The sequence below is a fragment of the Dehalococcoidales bacterium genome, assembly GCA_030698765.1.
Lineage (GTDB): Bacteria > Chloroflexota > Dehalococcoidia > Dehalococcoidales > UBA2162 > JAUYMF01.
The window spans coordinates 1-16,323 of record JAUYMF010000033.1 but is presented as its reverse complement, the minus strand read 5'-3'; the positions used below and the strand labels follow the sequence as shown (position 1 = coordinate 16,323).

Annotated in this window: 18 protein-coding genes, 1 tRNA gene and 1 other annotated feature; of the genes, 14 read left to right on the top strand and 5 right to left on the bottom strand. The window is 52.6% G+C overall.

Annotated features, from left to right (window positions below; genetic code table 11):
* Positions 1-420, top strand: a 420-nt coding sequence (locus Q8Q07_01605; protein MDP3878986.1) for a CoA transferase, incomplete at its 5' end; no start/stop codon positions are given.
* Positions 421-678: 258 nt separating this feature from the next.
* Here the strand turns inward: Q8Q07_01605 and Q8Q07_01600 are convergent.
* From Q8Q07_01600 to Q8Q07_01590, 3 genes are all read right to left on the bottom strand, one after another.
* Positions 679-1,107, bottom strand: coding sequence for a cobalamin B12-binding domain-containing protein (locus Q8Q07_01600; protein ID MDP3878985.1), 429 nt, complete (start codon positions 1,105-1,107; stop codon positions 679-681).
* 415 nt (positions 1,108-1,522) lie between these two features.
* A complete protein-coding gene (locus Q8Q07_01595) occupies positions 1,523-3,268 on the bottom strand; it encodes a methylmalonyl-CoA mutase family protein (GenBank protein MDP3878984.1) in 1,746 nt (581 codons plus the stop codon).
* 33 nt (positions 3,269-3,301) lie between these two features.
* Positions 3,302-4,876, bottom strand: a complete 1,575-nt coding sequence (locus tag Q8Q07_01590) for an acyl-CoA carboxylase subunit beta (protein MDP3878983.1) — start codon at positions 4,874-4,876, stop codon at positions 3,302-3,304.
* Positions 4,877-5,344: 468 nt separating this feature from the next.
* Here Q8Q07_01590 and Q8Q07_01585 point away from each other — a divergent pair, with 468 nt between their 5' ends.
* The 13 genes from Q8Q07_01585 to Q8Q07_01525 all read left to right on the top strand — a co-directional run bounded on the left by Q8Q07_01585 (position 5,345) and on the right by Q8Q07_01525 (position 15,372).
* A complete protein-coding gene (locus Q8Q07_01585) occupies positions 5,345-7,219 on the top strand; it encodes an ABC transporter substrate-binding protein (GenBank protein MDP3878982.1) in 1,875 nt (624 codons plus the stop codon).
* A gap of 181 nt (positions 7,220-7,400) precedes the next feature.
* The gene (locus Q8Q07_01580) at positions 7,401-9,281 is read left to right on the top strand and encodes an aldehyde ferredoxin oxidoreductase N-terminal domain-containing protein (protein MDP3878981.1); all 1,881 of its coding nucleotides are present in this window, start codon (positions 7,401-7,403) and stop codon (positions 9,279-9,281) included.
* Between the two features lie 22 nt (positions 9,282-9,303).
* Positions 9,304-9,807 carry a hypothetical protein gene (locus Q8Q07_01575; GenBank protein ID MDP3878980.1) on the top strand — a complete coding sequence of 168 codons (504 nt, stop codon included), beginning with the start codon at positions 9,304-9,306 and terminating at the stop codon, positions 9,805-9,807.
* 315 nt (positions 9,808-10,122) lie between these two features.
* Positions 10,123-10,195: transfer RNA gene (locus Q8Q07_01570), tRNA-Thr, on the top strand.
* A gap of 19 nt (positions 10,196-10,214) precedes the next feature.
* A complete protein-coding gene (gene tuf / locus Q8Q07_01565; GenBank protein ID MDP3878979.1) occupies positions 10,215-11,420 on the top strand; it encodes an elongation factor Tu in 1,206 nt (401 codons plus the stop codon).
* Between the two features lie 2 nt (positions 11,421-11,422).
* Positions 11,423-11,590 (top strand): 50S ribosomal protein L33, encoded by a 168-nt coding sequence (gene rpmG, locus Q8Q07_01560; GenBank protein ID MDP3878978.1) that lies wholly within the window; start codon positions 11,423-11,425, stop codon positions 11,588-11,590.
* A 118-nt stretch (positions 11,591-11,708) separates the two neighbouring features.
* Positions 11,709-11,930, top strand: a complete 222-nt coding sequence (gene secE / locus Q8Q07_01555; GenBank protein ID MDP3878977.1) for a preprotein translocase subunit SecE — start codon at positions 11,709-11,711, stop codon at positions 11,928-11,930.
* Between the two features lie 86 nt (positions 11,931-12,016).
* Positions 12,017-12,559, top strand: a complete 543-nt coding sequence (gene nusG / locus Q8Q07_01550; GenBank protein MDP3878976.1) for a transcription termination/antitermination protein NusG — start codon at positions 12,017-12,019, stop codon at positions 12,557-12,559.
* A 29-nt stretch (positions 12,560-12,588) separates the two neighbouring features.
* Positions 12,589-13,011 (top strand): 50S ribosomal protein L11, encoded by a 423-nt coding sequence (gene rplK, locus Q8Q07_01545; protein MDP3878975.1) that lies wholly within the window; start codon positions 12,589-12,591, stop codon positions 13,009-13,011.
* A gap of 9 nt (positions 13,012-13,020) precedes the next feature.
* Positions 13,021-13,734, top strand: a complete 714-nt coding sequence (gene rplA / locus Q8Q07_01540) for a 50S ribosomal protein L1 (GenBank protein MDP3878974.1) — start codon at positions 13,021-13,023, stop codon at positions 13,732-13,734.
* 65 nt (positions 13,735-13,799) lie between these two features.
* Positions 13,800-13,959: a sequence feature (ribosomal protein L10 leader region), on the top strand.
* A 32-nt stretch (positions 13,960-13,991) separates the two neighbouring features.
* Positions 13,992-14,519: a 50S ribosomal protein L10 gene (rplJ, locus tag Q8Q07_01535; protein ID MDP3878973.1), complete on the top strand. Its 528-nt coding sequence runs from the start codon at positions 13,992-13,994 to the stop codon at positions 14,517-14,519.
* Positions 14,520-14,646: 127 nt separating this feature from the next.
* Positions 14,647-15,018, top strand: coding sequence for a 50S ribosomal protein L7/L12 (gene rplL, locus Q8Q07_01530; GenBank protein MDP3878972.1), 372 nt, complete (start codon positions 14,647-14,649; stop codon positions 15,016-15,018).
* A 129-nt stretch (positions 15,019-15,147) separates the two neighbouring features.
* Positions 15,148-15,372 (top strand): hypothetical protein, encoded by a 225-nt coding sequence (locus Q8Q07_01525; protein ID MDP3878971.1) that lies wholly within the window; start codon positions 15,148-15,150, stop codon positions 15,370-15,372.
* A gap of 24 nt (positions 15,373-15,396) precedes the next feature.
* Here the strand turns inward: Q8Q07_01525 and Q8Q07_01520 are convergent, their stop codons facing one another.
* Positions 15,397-15,807: a Zn-ribbon domain-containing OB-fold protein gene (locus Q8Q07_01520; GenBank protein MDP3878970.1), complete on the bottom strand. Its 411-nt coding sequence runs from the start codon at positions 15,805-15,807 to the stop codon at positions 15,397-15,399.
* Positions 15,808-15,812: 5 nt separating this feature from the next.
* On the bottom strand, positions 15,813-16,323 hold a 511-nt coding region (locus tag Q8Q07_01515), incomplete at its 5' end, for a thiolase family protein (protein MDP3878969.1).

Here is a 16,323-nt window from a genome sequence, read left to right as displayed (position 1 = left end):
TCACTGGTTGAAGCTATAGGACAGCCCGAACTGGCCGTAGACCCCCGCTTCAATTCCAGGGAGAACCGCTTTCACAACAAGGATGCGCTTTATGAAATCCTGGAAAAGGTATTCCTGACCCGGACCGGAGAGGAATGGCTGGAGTTGCTGGAGAAACGTATCCCGATTGGCCCGATTAACACCGTCGACAAGGCGCTCTCCGACCCCCAGGTGCTCAGCCGCAATATGGTCGTCGAAATTGACTATAAGGGCGACAAAAAACTGAAGATCCTGGGCAACCCCATCAAGATGTCCGATATTGAACAGGAAGTGTTCACCGCCCCGCCGGGGCTGGGGGAAAACACCGAAGAGATTTTATCCGGACTGCTGCACTACTCGCCGGAAGAGATTGCGGAACTCAGGCAGCAGGGCGTTATCTAGTGTGGTGCATCGTAAATAGCGTTTGTTTATCTGTTTCATTCCATTCCGGCACATCGCGCAGGATGTCATTGCGAGGAGGCGGAGCCGACGAAGCAATCTCTGCCAAGATACAACAAATCCGGATTGCCTCGCTTTCCGACTTCCGTCATAATGATCTCACAGTGACAGCCTCGTTCCTCAAATACAAGTGTTACTAAGTAAGGGGTATTAGGTAGCGGCTTCCGGCAGACCGACGGTAGGACTATCATCCATCATATCTCAGTTCCGTTTAGAAGCTTCCGTTTCAGGCTGCTTTACGTGTTCCCTGATGAAATCGGCGATCGCTTTAACTGACGTTCCCGGGCCAAATACCGCCTTAATCCCCTTTTCCTTGAGAAAAGAAACATCTTCTTCGGGGATGATACCACCGGCAATAACCAGTGTATCACCGCCCCCCCTTTCCCGCAGCAGCTCGACTACCCGCGGGAAGAGATGCCGGTGCGCCGCCGACAGAGAACTCAGACCGACCACGTCCACCCTCTCCTGAACCGCCGTTTGAGCTACCTTCTCCGGTGTCTGCCTGATACCGGTATAGATTACCTCCATACCTTCATCCCGCAGCCCCATGGTCAATACCTTGATACCGCGGTCGTGTCCATCCAGTCCCGTTTTTGCCAGTAAGACCTTGATTTTTCTTCCATTAGCCATGTCAAGCCCTCCGCAATCTAGTGTATCGCAGACACATTAAACTGGTTACAGTGCGAAGTCAAATATCCTTTCATTCTGGTAAAGGCTGGAATCCAGTCTTCAACCCCACCCCTTGGATTCCCGCTTTCGCGGGAATGACAATATGGGTACAATCATTGTAAAGTAATCTCTGTGCTATTACACTAGTACCAAGTAACACTTATAGTTACGCTGCCGCCACGGCTGTCATTGCGAGACCATTCCGCCGCAGGCGGAAGGCGAAGCAATCTGGGCGGGGCGGAATTATCCCTTACCCCCAGATTGCCACGTCGTCCACCAGAGGCGGACTCCTCGCAATGACAACACGAGTAACGTGCTTTTTATTGGAGAACGATTCGTTTCACTTCTTGAGCGAAAAATAATGCGTTACACCACACTAGTCCCTGAATTGATACTCGCCGAAAACAGCGCGCAGCACGCCACAGATTTCGCCCAGGGTAGCATACTCCTTGACCGCCTCCACAAAAACAGGAATCAGGTTCGCCTTCTCATCCTGGGCGGCTTCCTTTATTCGTCCCAATGCCTGTTGCACCGCCTGATTATTACGATTCCGTTTTACCTCGGACAGACTGGCTATCTGCCTTTCTTCAGCCCGGGCGCGCTTTTCCGCATCATAGGGATACGGTACCAGCCGGTTGGTCAATACCTCCAGTTCCTGCTCACCGGTAAAGGCATTGACGCCGACTATTATTCTCTCCCCGCTCTCCACCTGCCTCTGGTACTCGTAAGCGCTCCTGGCTATCTCCTGCTGAACGAAGCCATTCTCGATAGCCGGCACCACACCCCCCATGCCGTCCACTTTCTTAATCAGTTCCTCCGCCTCATGCTCTATCTTGTCGGTCAGCGATTCGACATAGTAAGAACCGGCCAGCGGGTCGGTCACATCACATAATTTAGCCTCATACTGGATAATACGGCGCGCGTCCTCGTTTAATTGCAGGGCTTCCCGGCTCCAGCCCAACCCCAGAGGCTCATCATAGGGCGGGACAACCCCGGGATTGCCGCCGGAAAGGGCACCGGCAATACCGCCGATTACCGCCCGGGTGAAGTTATTCAGCGGGCGCGGCACAGTACAGCTATAATCTCCCTGGCGTGCCCACTGGGAAGGACGGTAGAGGCAGGTACGGGGGTTCTTCGCCCCGAACCGCTCTTTAATCGTCCTCGCCCACAGCCGCCGGGTGGCCCGCTGCAGAGCAATCTCCTGGAAAAAGTCCATGCTCCCGCTGAGGTGGTTGGCGCTGAAGCGGGGGACAAACTCATCGACATCAAGCCCGGCATCAATCCCGATCTGAATGTACGCGATGAGATTACACAGGGTGAACGCCAGCGTCTGAACACCGGTGGCTCCCTGTTCCCGCATGTGATTACCACAGATGCTGATGGTGTTCATCAGGGGCATGTTCTCACTACAGTAAACAATGGTATCCCGCACCATCCTCATCGACGGTTTGACCGGAAAGATGTAAGTGCCGCGCGCGATAAACTCCTTCAGGATGTCATTCTGGGGGGTACCTCTCAGCTTGCCTTGAGGGATTCCCCGTTTCTCCGCCAGGGCAATGTACATCGCCAGGATAACATTCACCGGGCCGTTTATCGTCCAGTTAGAGGCAATCTTATCCAGGTCCATATCACCGACAAACGCCTCATAGATTATCTCCATATCCCTCAGGCTGTCCACCGCCACGCCCACTTTGCCCACCTCTCCCTGCACCAGAGAGTCGTCAGAATCGTAGCCAATCTGAGTCGGCAGGTCGAAGGCCTGGTTCGGCCCCTGCCTCCGTCCGCGGGCTATCTCGTTTTTATAGTAGTCACGCGTATCTTCCGCGGTACCGTATCCGGAATACTGCCCGGCACGTACCAGACCGGCGCCGCTCATCAGGTGCCCGCTGCCGGGGAGGTGGGTACTGCCGGGAGGCGCGCTGGGATAGATATCAGCGGTGAAAGGATAAGTACCCGGAAAGCCTTCTTTCTCCAGGAAATCATGGTCTTTGATATCCAGCGGAGAATAGAACTCGTTAGGGCTTTTATCAACGCCGAAGCGCTCCAGCGACTTCTTTAGCGGCCCCTCCTGCCACTCTTTTCTCTTTTTTTCGATCTCATCCAGCTTCTTCCGGTCAAACATTTCTCTTTACCACCTTCCATATTCCCTGCCCGCTTACAGGGGAATATTGCCGTGCCGTTTCGGGTAGCGTACAACCTTCTTACTTCGTAAAAGCTGCAAGCTCTTTATTATCTGCCACCGCGTATCCCTGGGCTCAATGACATCCTTAATGTGAGTACGTATCGAGGCTTCAAAGAACGGGTTGGCATACCGCTCGGTATATTCTTTGACCAGTTGCTCCCGTAGCTGCTCCGGTTTATCTGAGCGGGCAATCTCATCGGCGTAGAAAAGGTCTACCGTCTGCTCCGCTCCCATTACCCCCGTCTCCGCTATCGGCCAGGCATAGATAAAATCCGTTCCCATCCCCGGCACCACCCCCATACCCAGAGCGCCGCCTCCATAGGCCTTCCGAATCACCACGGCAACGCGGGGCACAGTAGCCTCAGCCAGAGCATAGAGCACCTTGGCGCCATGGTTGATGATGCCGCCGTGCTCCTGCTCCATACCCGGCATGTAAGCCGGTGTATCCACCAGGAAAACAAGTGGGATATTAAAGGCATCGCAGAACCTGATAAAACGGGCCTGCTTGTTGGAGCTGTTCACTGTCAGGCTGCCGGCGCGCACCATCGGCTGGTTAGCCACAATCCCCGCCGGATATCCGTCCAGCCGGCCGAACCCCACGATTATTTCCGGGGCGAACTCCGCTTTTACCTCCAGAAAATCGCTTTTATCGACGATACTCTTAATTACGCGGCGCATATCATAAGCTTTTCGCGAATCAACCGGGACAAGCTCCGCCAGAGCATCGTCCCGCCGCTCCGGGTCATCTCCGCTATCCTGCCGCGGCGGACTCTCAGCACTGTTTGACGGCAGGAAGCTCAGTAACTTCTTCATTTGCGCAAAGCAATCATCCTCGGTCTTAACTCGGAAAGAAGCCAGTCCCGAAATCTGAGCATGAACCTTAGCCCCACCCAGTTGCTCCATGGTCACCTCTTCACCCATTACCGACTTCACGATACGCGGCCCGGTGATAAACATATGGCTGGTGTTATCAATCATAAATACAAAATCGGTCAGCGCCGGGGAATAGACGGAGATACCCGCACAGGAGCCCATAATCGCCGAGATTTGCGGGATTATCCCTGACGCCTGGGTGTTAGGGAAGAAAATGGAACTGCCGTCCTTCTCTTCACGGTATTTGACGACATCAACGCCACCCGGTTCGTCAATCCGTAAAGACGCGTCCAGCTTATTACCCCGCCGGCCGGGCCCGTCCAGCATACCGATAACAGGCACTCCCATCTGTAAAGCCAGCTCAACGGTGGTATACATCTTGTAGCCGTGCAAAGCCCCAATCGAACCTCCCAGAACAGTAGCGTCCTGGGCATAAACACAGACTCTCCGCCCGTCCACCGTCCCGTGACCGACGACGATTCCGTCAGCCGGAGCACCCACGGCATGCCCCACCAGCATATTGGTTTCTACGAAGCTTCCCGGGTCGAGCAGACGATCAATCCTCTCCCGCGCGGTGAGCTTTCCCTTTTCATGCTGGCGGGCTATCTTCTCCGCTCCCCCTCCCAGGGCCGCGGTCTCTTTCAGCTTGCGCAGCTCGTCAATTCTCTTCTGCATCCCGTCTTCTATCTCTCCATTACCTCTCGGCTGACCACCACACCGATAATAACACGATTAGCCGCCTGTGGTCTATCCCTATGGATTACAATACAATTAGAAAGGGAGACCACTTAACCTCCTTCACTATAATTGCTTGGGTCACAAACCGGTCAAGAACAGGCAGACCGGGCTACAGTTAACTGAGGTGGGCATAATCAATAGATTTGCATACACTCTGGATGTTCCCGATGGACTCTTTCCATGCCTTGGAGTTTGCATAATTGTCTGTCATCCAGATTGTTTATTTTGCTTACACAACATACCAATTTGCTTGATTTATCAATATCTCCTCTTTTAACTTGACATGTTTTATGTTGTAGTATTATAGTCTAAACGACCGTATCCTATTTTTCAGCTAATTCTGTATTTATTAAGTGTAGTAAAGAGAGAAAAACTCTATCATAAATTATGGCAAGGAGAAAGGGAATGATAAGGAAAATTGTCTGGTTACTCGTCAGTTGCTTAATGGTGTTATCCCTAGTGCTGGCATCTTGCGCCCCTCCAGCACCTACCACACCAACTGCGCCCACTGCGCCCACTGCACCCACTACGCCAACCACGCCCACTACACCCACCACGCCAACCACGCCAACAACCCCCACAGTGCCAACAGGAGCCGAGATGGCACAGGACTCACTGGGCAGGATGGTGGAAAAACCCAGGTATGGCGGTACACTCACCCTGCTTCCCTACCGCGACCAGGGAAACTTTGACCCGGTCACGGTTTCCCCGATGACCAATGTCGCCGGGGGACTGACTCATGAGGATTTGGCCGAGGCTGACTGGGCAAGAGGCCCGAGTGGTACCGGCGAATACAGCGCTATTTTCAGTATGCAACCTTTCACCTTCCACACCGGTCTACTGGCCGAAAGCTGGGAGATACCTGATGACCAGACCATCATCTTCCATATCCGCAAGGGAGTCCACTTCGCCCTTGACCCCAACAGCGAGGCCAGCCGGCTGGTAGGCGGACGCGAAATGACCGCCGATGACGTCGTATTTTCCATCAATCGCCGGTTTGAAGATATTCCCGGTTCTCACGCTCGTCCCCGATTGCAGCCATATGAGTGGCCGGTCTCCGTGACGGCACTGGATAAATACACGGTTGAAATCAAGACCACGCCCGGATACGTGGACGTAAATATGAGCGTCACCGGCGACTGGACGAAAATAACCGCCTTTGAAGTCGTCAAGAAATACGGTGTCTTGCGCGAGTGGAACACATCCGTGGGCACCGGCCCGTTCATGCTGGTTGACTATGTTCCAGGCAGTTCGGCAACCTTCGTCAAGAACCCGAACTACTGGGCAGCGGACCCCTTCTTCCCGGAGAATAAACTGCCCTATCTTGACGGTGTCAAGTTCCTCTACCTGAAAGACATGTCCACCATCATCGCCGGAGCACGCACCGGCAAGCTTGACCTCACCTATGCCACCAATCTGATCAGCCGTGATGATATGCTGAGCTTAAAGAACAGCAGGCCGGAGATGAAGTTCCGCGAGATCCTTAATTTCTCCGGTATCCCGACGCTCTTCTTCATGATGAACAATCCGGAGTTACCCTGGTATGACCAGAAGGTCAGGCAGGCCCTCGGCATGGCGATAGACCGGGAAGCCGTAAAGAGTGACTACTATGCGGGTTCCGCCGAGATTCTGGCGGCGCCAACGTACCCCGCCCCAGACTGGGCATCAATGTACACCCCGCTTAACGAATTGCCCCAGTCTGTCCAGGACTATTACACATACCAGCCGGAAAAAGCCAGGAAGATGCTGGCTGAGGCCGGCTACCCCAACGGCTTCACGATACAGGTAGATACCTCAGTATTGTATGATGTTGACCTGTTATCCGTGGTTAAATTCTACTGGGAGCAAGTCGGCGTTAACCTGGAAATCAAGGTGCATGAAGATAAAGTCTTCACCTCAATGACCGCAGAGACGGGAGCCACAGTACCGCAAGCGTACTGGTCCCGCTACGGTAACTGGACACCATACTCATTTCACTACTGGACCCAGCCGGATTCCGCCCAGCTGATTGAGGACGAAGAGGCTTTCCGGGTGCGTGAAATAGTTATGAAGGACTTTATTCTTAACGAACCGGCAATCTGGTCACCCCTGAAGGAATTCCATTCCTATGTTATGGAAAAGGCCTGGCAAGTATGGCTGCCCGCCCCGTACCAGTATCAGCTCTGGCAACCGTGGGTAAAGGGATACTCCGGTGAAACGGTAACCGGACGCAGTGACTACGGGAACTTCATCAAGCACGTCTGGTATGACCAGGCGCTAAAGAAATCGCTGGGATATTAGAGCCCGTAACAGAAGAGGGGGCGGGAACGTTGAAACCGCCCCCTCTATAAAGCTGCAGACCAGACCATTACCTCCTTCATTTGACGGAATTTTCTCAGACGGTCATAATATTATTGTGAAGCCGGGGTGATTTGTACGGAACTGCAGCTTTGTTGAGGCACGAGCAGTTGGGAGGTAAATCATGTGGTACGGATGGGCTGGTACTAACCTGGAAGTCAACCTGTCACGAGGAACCGTCAAGAAAAACGAGGGAGACCGCGCCCAGTATGAAGCCTATCTAGGTGGACGTGGACTGATGACCAGAATGTTCTGGGACAGGGTTCCCCCGGAAACCGGACCATTTTCAGCGGAAAACCTGCTCATATTTGGCGCTGGCCCTCTTGTCGGCACCGGGGCATCCAGTGCTAACCGGACCTGTCTGGTTTCCCGGTCTCCCCACACCAATTATCTTACCTATTCCACGATGGGCGGGCACTGGGGACCCGAACTCAAACACGCTGGCTATGACACGCTGACCTTCTCAGGGAAATCACCCGGCCCGGTGTATCTATACATCAATGATGACAAAGTAGAGATCCGTGAGGCCAGCCATCTCTGGGGACAGACCGTCCATGAGACACAGCGCCTGCTACGCGCCGAACTGAATGACGATGACCTCCAGATTATGTGCATCGGCCCCGCCGGAGAAAACAAGGTCTACTGTGCCAGTATTGAGCACGGCCCCGGCTGCAGCATGAGCCGGACCGGGCTGGGCGCCGTGATGGGGGACAAGAAGCTGAAGGCTATCGCTGTCCGCGGCACCAGAGATTTAGCTATCGCCAGCCCGGATTTGTTCATTGAGCTGCGTGACAGGATCCGGCTGAAGTCGGCTTATTTCAGGCAATCCAGAGGTGGAGGTGAGGAAGGAGGATTGGCCAAAGACACCTTCTACCGCAATATGGAAGAGGTGAGAGACTGGAATAATACGCACCAACTCTACAATGAGAGCCTGTCCAAGAATGGCGGTACGGTAAGCGTCGGCTGTGCTGACTGCTACCGGACCTGCATCAACTCGGCTCATCTCCCTGACGGGCAAACCATCTTTCTGAAATGCCGGTCGCGTCACCGCTTTACGGGTGCCGCCGATATTCAGGATTTCGACTTTAATTTCCGCTGCATTGCCCTGATACAAAAATACGGTCTTGACGATAATTCATCGGCAGCCATCTGCGGTTTCGCTATCGACCTTTTCCAGAAGGGCATTTTAACCAAAGAGGATACTGACGGTCTTCACCTGGAATGGGGTAACCCGGAGGTTATTCCTGCCCTCCTGGAGAAGATTGCTCACCGGGAAGGCATCGGTGATATACTGGCTAACGGTATCTATGAAGCAGCTCAACAGATTGGCCGTGGGGCTGAGCGATACGCTTACCATGTCAGAAAGCTTGAACCCCGGGGACGTCCCATGCGGGATTACTCGCAATCAGTTAAGCATATTCTCAACGACCGGCAGGACAGCTCCCCATGGGGCAACGTTAGCTACGAGATGCTGGCGAAACGACCCAGGGACAAAAGTGTGGACTCGATATACTGGGCATACCCTGAGGAGTGGAAAAAGGACTTTCCTTCCGATACGGTTGAGATGCTGAGCAAGACGATAGCCTACGACGCCGAGGACTGCGACCTCGCGGATTGCAGCGGTCTCTGCCACTTTACCACTGTCGGCAGAGGATCAGCACTGACCCTGCCCCGGGAACAGATGGCCTTGCTGGCCTATGCTACCGGGTTGGACCTGGACGAAAATAAGATGGGGGAATATGCCCGCAGGACGAGACTAATTTTGCGCGCCTATAATAGCATCCTGGGTGAAAGAATGAGAGCGAGCGACCTGCAAGAACAGTTCTTCTCCGGTGATTACGATAAGCTTGTTAAGATGCTGGAAGAGACTAACCGGTTAATGGGTTGCGACCCGGAAGGCATCCCGATGAGAGAAGCCCTGGCAGAAGCCGGCCTTGATTTTGTAGCCGGGGAACTGGAACGGAGAGGGATTATCCCAAAAGCCATCGCTGAGCCAGTGGCGTAAGTACCGGCAAGGAGGGAAAACCGTGGACACATCCAAGATTGACACTGAGTATTTTGCCCTTGAGATAGGCGCAACCTGGATAGCCTTAAATGAACTATTCGGCAATACCGCGGAGGGAAGAGCTAAACTGGAAGAAGCCCGGTGGCTCAAGGGAGATCTGGTCTTTGACGAGATTCAGAAGCAGCTAAATATCCCGGCGGGGGACCCTCTCACTGTGGGTAACGCCATAGCCGACTACCTGCGCCGGGTTGGTTCCAGTGACACGCAGCTGCACAAAATTTCCGATAACGAGATGGTCTATGAGATGAAGCAGGCTGTCATGCAGTCATGGTTTCCCATGTTCGATGCTCGCCATGCCCAGAACCCGCTGAGACCCCTGCCCGCGGCTGCTTTATTCCGCGCCGCATTCAAGAAGCTGTGTAATATGAAGCTGGACATCATCACGGTGTCAGATGAGATACGGGCGACCACCTTGAAGGGTAAGAGCGGCCAGTTGTGGCGGCTTTCGCCCATCACCTCAAAATAATGATCCCTTTCCGCCCTCAGTATTAAACTAAGAGACGTCGATAATCTAATCCGCCCCTCTTTTTGCGCGTCAATAATTACTATGATAAGAACTTGTCATGTGAACAGGTACACTTGACAAAACCACCCGAAACACATTAATCTATAAAAGCTAGTTTCATATCGTCGCCCGAGATTTGGCCTCATGCCTGCATTCGGTGTTCCATCCTCGATTAGCGACCTCATGATAGCGGGGAAGATTACATTTTTATAACAATGTGACCTGTATAGGTTGACTTTTCATTGTATTTTCCCTACAATTAGCTTCGATAGGTGTGCCCACATAGCTCAGCAGGTAGAGCACGTTCTTGGTAAGAACGGGGTCACCAGTTCGAATCTGGTTGTGGGCTCAGAATAAAGGGAGGGAAAATGGCTAAACAGAAATATACACGGACTAAACCCCATTGCAATGTTGGTACTATTGGTCATGTTGATCATGGTAAGACCACATTAACCTCGGCAATAACTTTAGTCTTATCCAAGGCATACCCCACTACCGGGTACCGCTCGTTTGATAGTATCGACAATGCTCCTGAAGAAAGAGCCCGGGGGGTAACGATAGCCATCGCCCATGTTGAGTATGAAACTGAGAAGAGACACTATGCCCATATCGACTGCCCAGGTCATGCCGACTTTATCAAGAACATGATTACCGGCGCCGCCCAGATGGATGGCGCCATACTGGTCGTCAGCGCTCCTGATGGCCCGATGCCCCAGACCAGAGAACACGTCCTGCTCGCCCGCCAGGTAGAGGTACCTTACATGGTTGTTGCCCTTAACAAGGTAGACGCCATGGATGACGAGGAGCTACTGGAACTGGTCGAAATGGAAGTAAGAGAGCTGCTGAGCAAATACAAGTTTCCCGGCGCTGAGCTGCCCGTTGTACGGGTAAGCGCCTTAAAAGCCCTTGAATGTGGCTGCGGTAAAAGGGAATGCCAGTGGTGCGGCGCCATCTGGAAGCTAATGGACGCCGTGGACGAATATATTCCCACACCGACACGAGCTAAAGACCAGCCGTTCCTGATGCCGATAGAGGACGTCTTCAGCATCAAAGGCAGGGGCACGGTGCCCACCGGAAGAGTCGAGAGAGGCGTGATTAAGCCCGGGGATGAGGTTGAAATCGTAGGACTGCATCACGAGCCGAAAAAGACAGTAGCCACCAGTCTGGAGATGTTCCATAAATTGCTGGACGAGGGTGAGCCGGGGGATGCGGTAGGTATTTTGCTCAGAGGCGTTGACCGTGAGGACATTGAGCGCGGTCAGGTAATAGCTGCTCCCGGTTCTATCAAGCCACATACCTACGCCGAAGGTGAGGTTTACATTTTGAGCAAGGATGAAGGGGGAAGGCATACTCCCTTCTTTAACGGCTATAAACCTCAGTTCTACATCAGGACTACTGATGTTACCGGCACTATCGAGCTACCGGAAGGGATGGAGATGGCAATGCCCGGTGACAACGTAACAATGAAGATAAAACTCATTTACCCGGTAGCCCTGGAACCGGGTTTGCGCTTCGCCATACGCGAGGGTGGCAGAACAGTCGGCGCGGGAACTTTCACTCGCATTATTGAATAGAGATGGCAAGAAAATCTGAGACCAGAACCATTATTCACCTGGCCTGCACCGTATGCCAGGAGAGGACATATACGACTTCCAAGAACCGGAAGAATGACTCCCAGCGTTTGGAGCTCAGGAAATTCTGTCCTCGCTGCCACAGCCATAATCTTCATCGAGAGACAAGATAAAGCACGAAAATATGAAATATCCACAGCAACACAACCTGGAGATAAGAGGATCCAGTTTCACCAAAAATTCCAGAGGGTTTACTTATCACCGTAGCCAGAAGCGGACGGACTGTTTTCAATGACAAACCGCCGGAGCACCAAAACAAAAGGAAGCAGCCCCGGATTGGGGTTCATCAGCGATACCATAGCTGAACTGAAGAAGGTGGTATGGCTCAGCCGGCAGGAAGTTGCCTACTTGACGGTCCTGGTACTGATAGTTTCCATTACTGCAGGGGTGCTCCTCGGAATTGTCGATTACGCTTTCACCCGGCTGGTCAATGATGTTTTTATTGGTGGGTAGAAGCTTGATCAACTTTCCTGTTATCTTAAAGTCTTTCAATTCGAGTAACAGGCTGTGTCTCGATACGAAAAATCATTTTGCGAGTGATGGCAGCGGTGAACGATAACGACAAAAAATGGTTTGTAATCCACACCTACTCAGGGCATGAAGAACGCGTTAAAAAGAATCTTGAACAACGTATCAAACTCATGGATTCTGATAATGAGATTGCCCAGGTAATTGTACCAACAGAAGAAGAGATTGAAGTCAGAAGCGGGCAGAGGCGCACCATAGCCAGGAAGACGTTACCCGGCTATGTTCTGGTTCAGATGAATATGAGCGACCACAGCTGGAATATAGTCCGCAACACTCCCGGAGTTACCGGTTTTATCAGCAGCCGGAATAAGCCGGTTCCGGTACGCGAAGAAGAAATTGAACGGATTTTGAAACAGATGACGGCGGAAGCGCCCCGGGTGAAAGTCGGTTTCAGATTGGGACAGAGCGTACGAGTCACCGATGGTCCCTTTGCCGAGTTTGTAGGAATAGCCCATGAGCTAAATACCGAAAAGGGCAAAGTAAAGGTGCTCTTGTCCCTTTTCGGACGCGAAACACCGGTGGAACTTGACTTTCTACAGGTTGAAAAGCTTTAATCCATTAAGTTTATAGTCAGGAGCGAGGAATGGCCAAAAAAGTTAAAGCCATAGTTAAATTACAAATTCCCGCCGGCAAGGCAAATCCGGCGCCGCCGGTAGGCCCGGCATTAGGTCAGCACGGAGCCAATATCATGGCCTTCTGCAAAGAATACAATGAGCGCACTGCCGCACAGGCTGGCTCCATTATCCCGGCGGAGATAACCATTTTTGACGACAGGTCTTTCACCTTTATTACCAAAACGCCCCCCACCACTGATTTATTACGGAAGGCGCTGGGCGTAGAAAAAGGCGCCGCTACTGCCGGACGAGCGGGGATAGGCACATTATCCCGTGAAAAACTACATGAAATAGCTCAGCTCAAAGCCAAAGACCTCAATGCTAACAACAGTGAGGCGGCAGAGCGCATAATTGAAGGTACCGCCCGGAGCATGGGCATTAAGATAGAGTAGGAGAAGAAGATGGTCAGAGCTGGTAAAAGATACGAAGCCGCCGTTAAATTACGCGACAAAACAAAGGTCTATCCTCCTGAAGAGGCCATTGAACTGGCCAAAAAAATGTCCCATGCCCGGTTTGACGAGACCGTTGAGCTTCACCTTCGCATGGGACTGGACCCCCGTAACGCTACCCAGCAAGTGCGTGGCGTTACCCTGCTGCCCCACGGACTGGGCAAGCCGGTGAAAGTCCTGGTCTTTTCCCAGGGTGAAGCGGTAAAAATCGCTGAAGCGGCTGGCGCCGATTTTATCGGCGATGATGAAACAATAAAGAAAATCGAGGATGGCTGGCTGGACTTCGATACCGCGATTGCTACCCCCGATATGATGGGCAAGGTAGGTAAACTGGGGAAAATCCTGGGGAAAAGGGGCCTGATGCCTAACCCTAAATCAGGCACGGTGGTCCCCGCCGGTGACTTACCCAGGGTAATTGAAGAAGCCCGCAAGGGCCGGGTAGAATTCAAGTTAGACAGAACAGCCATCATCCACCTGGCTCTGGGTAAGATTAGCTTTGAAGACAAGAAACTGCTGGATAATTTGTCCGCCGTAGTTGAAGCCGTGATGAAAGCCAAACCAAGCGGAGCCAAGGGGCAGTATATTAAAACCGCCTCATTGACCACCACTATGGGCCCGGGCATAAATCTCGACCTCAGGCCCACTTTATCTTTAAGTTCCAGTTGACACTTTCCGCTCTAACTGCTAAAGTAGTCCCTGAATATAGAATAAAGAGGTAGTGACGGGATAGTACAAAAGATTTGAAATATCCTGAGACAGCAGGGGCCGGTTCAGGCTTAAATATATACCTGCCGAGGATAAGATAACGCTAGTTTGTAGTAAATCAAAAGAATTCAGGGTATCTAGCGGAAGTCCTTGTGCAAACGGCAGAAGGACTTTATTTTTGGAGAGAGTATTTACCAGCGACAGTCGGGAGATTAGAGATGTCTAAAAAAGAGGAAAAGGCGCAAATCATTGATAGCCTGGAAGAGGCATTCGCCAGGAGCAGCATCAGCATTCTAACTGACTACCGTGGACTAACAACCTCCGCGCTGACCGCTCTACGCCGCAAGCTGTTTGAGTCAGGCGGTGACTACAGAGTAGTCAAGAACACCCTGGCCCGTTTTGCCGCGGAGAGGGCCGGACAAGAAGAACTGGTCGGCTCACTGGAAGGCCCGATAGCGATCGCCTTTGGCTATGGTGATATTACCGTACCAGCCAAAGTCATCACAGAATATGTCAACACCGCCAATACGAGCCTAACCATCAAGGGAGGGTTCACCGGTGACCGTTTACTCAGCGCAGAGGAAGTGGTTACCCTTTCTAAACTACCATCGCGGGAGATACTGCTGGCCAGAGTCCTGGGTCAGATGCAAAGTCCTATTTCATCATTAGTCGTCTGCCTCAGCAGTCCTCTAAGAGGACTAGCGGGGGTGTTACAAGCGAGAATTATGCAACTGGAGGAAAAGTAAGATGTCAGAAAACGAAGCAACAACTGAGCAAGAGAGCGTAGCGGAAGCAAAAGAAAACGAGACCGAAGCAACAGCCAAGGAGCCGGCGAAAAAGGCCAAGGCGGAGAGCAAGAAAAAGACAGCCGCCATCGACGATATCATGGCGACGATAAAAAATATGACTGTGCTGGAACTGGCGGAGCTGGTTAAAACTCTGGAAAGCGAGTTCGGAGTTAGTGCGGCGGCACCGGTATTTGCCGGCGCGATGGCAGCGCCATCCGCTGCAGCCGCCCCGGCGGAAGAAGAAAAGACCGAGTTCAACGTTATCCTCAAAGACGTCGGCGCTAACAAGATTAACGTGATTAGAGTGGTGCGGGAGTTGACTTCCTTAGGACTGAAAGAGTCTAAAGACCTGGTAGAGAGTGCCCCCAAACCGGTAGTCGAGGGGGTCAACAAAGATGAAGCCGCTGCCGCCAAGAAGAAGCTGGAGGAAGCCGGAGCTACTGCGGACATCACCTAACTCCGAAGGCAACCCGCCTGTTCAGCAACCTGATGCTGGTTACCCGGGTACCAGAGGGATAAGCGAGTAATCCCGCTCTGGTACTAAAGGTCAGAAATGACTCAGTATGACTGGTTGGTCCTAATAGGAATGGGGGCGCTGTTCATTCTCCTCGGCGTGGCGGCGATTATCTGGGGCAAGCATGAGGAGAAGGGCTACTATGACTCCATGTCTACCCGCCCTGATGGAAGGGAATTTCTGGAGCACTGGCCGCCGCGCCCTCAATTCGGGGCGCTGAATATCGGGGGACTAATCGCCATCGCTGTCGGCATGCTGCTGATTATCATCGGCGGGGGTATACGGTTGTGGGGTTAGCGCTCTCAGCGGTGATATTGAGACTCATGCCCCGGGCTTAAACTTGGGCAGGGTAAAATCATCAGTCACATCCTCAAAGTAAACTTCTACCGGCATATCGATCTTGATGTCATCGAGCTTACAGCCGGTGATATTGCTCATCATACGCGGCCCTTCTTCAAGCTCGATTGAAGCCGCCGCATAAGGCACCTCCCCGCTGAAGGCCTTATTATACACGTAATGGAAAACCACGAAACTGAAGACCTTACCCTTACCGCTTAGCTTCACCCACTCAGCTTCCATGGAATGACATTGGGGACAAACAATGCCCGGCGGATAGCGGATATGACCGCACTGAGCGCACTTTTGCATCCTCAGCTCATGCTTTTTACAGTAATCCCAGAATGGCTGGGTATCCGGCGTCGGGCCGGGTAAAGGCTTTTCATAGGTGAGCACTGGCGTTACCTCCTTAAAATAACAGTCGAGTGGGTGGTCAGTACCCCGCCGTTGCCGCTGACCAGGATAATCTCCGGCTCTTTAGTGCTGGTAGTGGGTCCCAGTTGTCTCTCCCCGGCCCGGCCCTGCAACTGGACTACGGCCTCGGTAAGAGGGGTAAATCCCATTTGATAAACCTCAGAGAGCAGTCCCCCGGAGGTATTTACTGGTAGCTCCCCTCCCGGCGCCGTCCGGCCGTTGGCGAAGAAATCACGCCCTTCCCCGGGACCAAAGAAACCATAACCCATCATACTCAGTTCAACGGTATAGGTAAAACAGTCATATATCTCACAGGCATCAATATCCTTAAGAGTAACCCCGGCCATCCGGAGAGCTTCCTCTCCGGATACTTTAGCCCCTATTGGCCCGGTCATAAAATCGGCCTGCACAATATCCGTCGAAGGGTGGTCCTGACCCACTCCGAGGACATAGGCCGGACGATGACGGCAGTCCCTGGCCCGCTCAGCGGTAGTCATG

Coding starts and splice junctions, on each gene's coding strand:
- Q8Q07_01595 (MDP3878984.1), bottom strand. CDS start 3,268: ATGTTTGACCGGAAGAAGCTGGATGAGATCGAAAAAAAGAGAAAAGAG.
- Q8Q07_01590 (MDP3878983.1), bottom strand. CDS start 4,876: ATGCAGAAGAGAATTGACGAGCTGCGCAAGCTGAAAGAGACCGCGGCC.
- Q8Q07_01580 (MDP3878981.1), top strand. CDS start 7,401: ATGTGGTACGGATGGGCTGGTACTAACCTGGAAGTCAACCTGTCACGA.
- Q8Q07_01585 (MDP3878982.1), top strand. CDS start 5,345: ATGATAAGGAAAATTGTCTGGTTACTCGTCAGTTGCTTAATGGTGTTA.
- tuf (MDP3878979.1), top strand. CDS start 10,215: ATGGCTAAACAGAAATATACACGGACTAAACCCCATTGCAATGTTGGT.
- rplA (MDP3878974.1), top strand. CDS start 13,021: ATGGTCAGAGCTGGTAAAAGATACGAAGCCGCCGTTAAATTACGCGAC.
- Q8Q07_01525 (MDP3878971.1), top strand. CDS start 15,148: ATGGGGGCGCTGTTCATTCTCCTCGGCGTGGCGGCGATTATCTGGGGC.
- rpmG (MDP3878978.1), top strand. CDS start 11,423: ATGGCAAGAAAATCTGAGACCAGAACCATTATTCACCTGGCCTGCACC.
- rplK (MDP3878975.1), top strand. CDS start 12,589: ATGGCCAAAAAAGTTAAAGCCATAGTTAAATTACAAATTCCCGCCGGC.
- Q8Q07_01600 (MDP3878985.1), bottom strand. CDS start 1,107: ATGGCTAATGGAAGAAAAATCAAGGTCTTACTGGCAAAAACGGGACTG.
- nusG (MDP3878976.1), top strand. CDS start 12,017: ATGGCAGCGGTGAACGATAACGACAAAAAATGGTTTGTAATCCACACC.
- rplJ (MDP3878973.1), top strand. CDS start 13,992: ATGTCTAAAAAAGAGGAAAAGGCGCAAATCATTGATAGCCTGGAAGAG.
- secE (MDP3878977.1), top strand. CDS start 11,709: ATGACAAACCGCCGGAGCACCAAAACAAAAGGAAGCAGCCCCGGATTG.